General features: G+C 75.1%; 2 protein-coding genes and 1 pseudogene. 2 read left to right on the top strand and 1 reads right to left on the bottom strand.

Annotated elements, in window-relative coordinates:
* Positions 1-518: pseudogene (locus SSNG_RS03960) on the top strand (alkaline phosphatase); the annotation flags it as partial.
* Positions 519-577: 59 nt separating this feature from the next.
* Here SSNG_RS03960 and SSNG_RS03965 read toward each other — a convergent pair.
* Complete coding sequence (locus SSNG_RS03965; RefSeq protein WP_007262507.1) at positions 578-946, bottom strand: nuclear transport factor 2 family protein; 369 nt, start codon at positions 944-946, stop codon at positions 578-580.
* A gap of 71 nt (positions 947-1,017) precedes the next feature.
* On the opposite strand from SSNG_RS03965, the gene SSNG_RS03970 reads away from it, so the two are divergent.
* Positions 1,018-1,856: LysR substrate-binding domain-containing protein (locus tag SSNG_RS03970; protein WP_007262508.1), on the top strand; the 839-nt coding region annotated here is incomplete at its 3' end.

Genomic DNA, 1,856 nt, shown 5'->3' on the forward strand with positions numbered 1-1,856 from the left:
CCGGGCGAGGTGTCGGCCTGACGGGCGGCACCACCACGACAGAGGTCGCCCGCGACCAAGCAGCCCGCCCCGACCTCAACGGGCCGGCGAGCGGCCCGCCGGCGCTCACGGTGGTCACCAACGCCCTCAACATCGCGGGCGAGTTGGTGATCCGGCCGCAGTTCAAGATCGTCCTGACGGGCGGGGTGGCCAGGCCCCAGTCGTACGAACTGACCGGCCCGCTGGCGCAGCGGACGCTGGGCATGCTGTCGATGGACACCGCCGTGCTCGGCGTGGACGCCTTCGACCCGGCCGACGGCGCGGCCACCCGCCACGAGGACGAGGCCGCCGTCAACGCCCTGCTCTGCGAGCGGGCCCGCCGCCTGGTCGTCGCGGCGGACTCCACGAAGCTGGGCGTCCGCGCCTTCGCCCGCATCTGCGCCACCTCCGCCGTGGACGTCCTGGTGACGGACACCGCCCTGTCGGAGGCCGCCGCCCGGCCCTTCCGGGACGCGGGCGTGGAGGTCGTACGCGTCTGACGCGGCGCGGGAAGGACGCCGGGAGGGGCGCCCCCGCGCCCGGGGGGCGCCCCCTCCCCTCAGCGCTGCTTCGCGAACCCCGCCAGCTGTTCGCGCGGGTCGAAGGTGACCCGGATCCGGGCGATCCTCCCGTCCTCCACGTGCATCCAGTTCGCCGTGGGCGCCGGCGGCGCGATGCTGGTGCACAGGTCGAACCAGGTGATCACCTCGCCGCCTTCCGCCACCCGCGCCTTCACGTCGATGCGCTCCAGCACCCGGCCCATCCGCCGCAGCCCCGCCAGCGCCTCCTCCGCCCCGGACGCCGTCCCCAGCGTCCCGACGAAGTCGACGTCATCGGCCAGCAGCCCCCGCACGGTCTCGAAGTCGCCCGCCTCCCAGGCGGTGAAGTAGGTCTCGGCAAGTTCTCGCGGAGTCTTCGTCGTCGTCATGCCCCCATCCTCCGGCCGGGCTCCGCCATCCGTCCAACAGATGGACGTGATGGGATCTATCATCCTGGGACATGGAGATGCACCAGCTGCGCTACTTCACGGCCGTCGTCGACGAGGGCACCTTCACCGGTGCCGCCCACCGCCTGCACGTCAGCCAGTCGGGCATCAGCACCCAAGTGGCGAAGCTGGAGCGCGAGCTGGGGCAGCAGCTGCTCGACCGCGGCGGACGCCGGGTGGCCCTCACCCCGGCCGGGGAGGCCGTCCTCCCCCTCGCGAAGAACGCCCTCGCCACTCTCGACGCCATCCGGCACACCGCCGCCGAGTTCGCCGACGCCGTCCGCGGCCGGGTCCGGCTCGGCATGATCGCGGGCTGCTCGATCGCGCCCTTCCTGGACACCGTCGCCGACCTCGGCCGCACCCACCCCGGCATCGAACTCAGCCTGCACGAGGACCACTCCGACGCCCTCCAGGCCCAGGTCCTGGCCGGCTCCCTCGACCTGGCCCTGATCGGCTACGCGGGCGAGACCGCCCCGGGCCTGGAGGCGGACGTCGTCATCGACGAGCCCCTCGCCGCCGTCGTCCCGGCCGGGCACCCGCTCGACCGGCCGGCACTGCGGCTCGCCGGCCTCCGGGACGAGAAGATCCTCTGCCTGTCCCGGGGCACCGGCATCCGCGCCGCCTACGAGGACTCCTGCCGCCGGCTCGGCCTCGACCCCCGCGTGGACCTCGACGCCAGCTCGCCCGCCGCCCTGCTCCGCCTCGCCGGGCGCGGCGCGGGGCGTCGCCGTCCTCAGCGCCTCCTCCGCGCTGGGGCGCCGGGCCTGCGGACGGGTCCCGCTCACCGACGCCGCCACGCACGCCCGGGCTCGGCCTCGTCGCCCGCGCCGACCAGCACTCCCCGGCCGTACGG

It is taken from the genome of Streptomyces sp. C (assembly GCF_000158895.1).
Lineage (GTDB): Bacteria > Actinomycetota > Actinomycetes > Streptomycetales > Streptomycetaceae > Streptomyces > Streptomyces racemochromogenes.

Excerpts from the sequence above, each read along its gene's own strand:
- SSNG_RS03965 (WP_007262507.1), bottom strand. The coding sequence starts at position 946 with ATGACGACGACGAAGACTCCGCGAGAACTTGCCGAGACCTACTTCACC.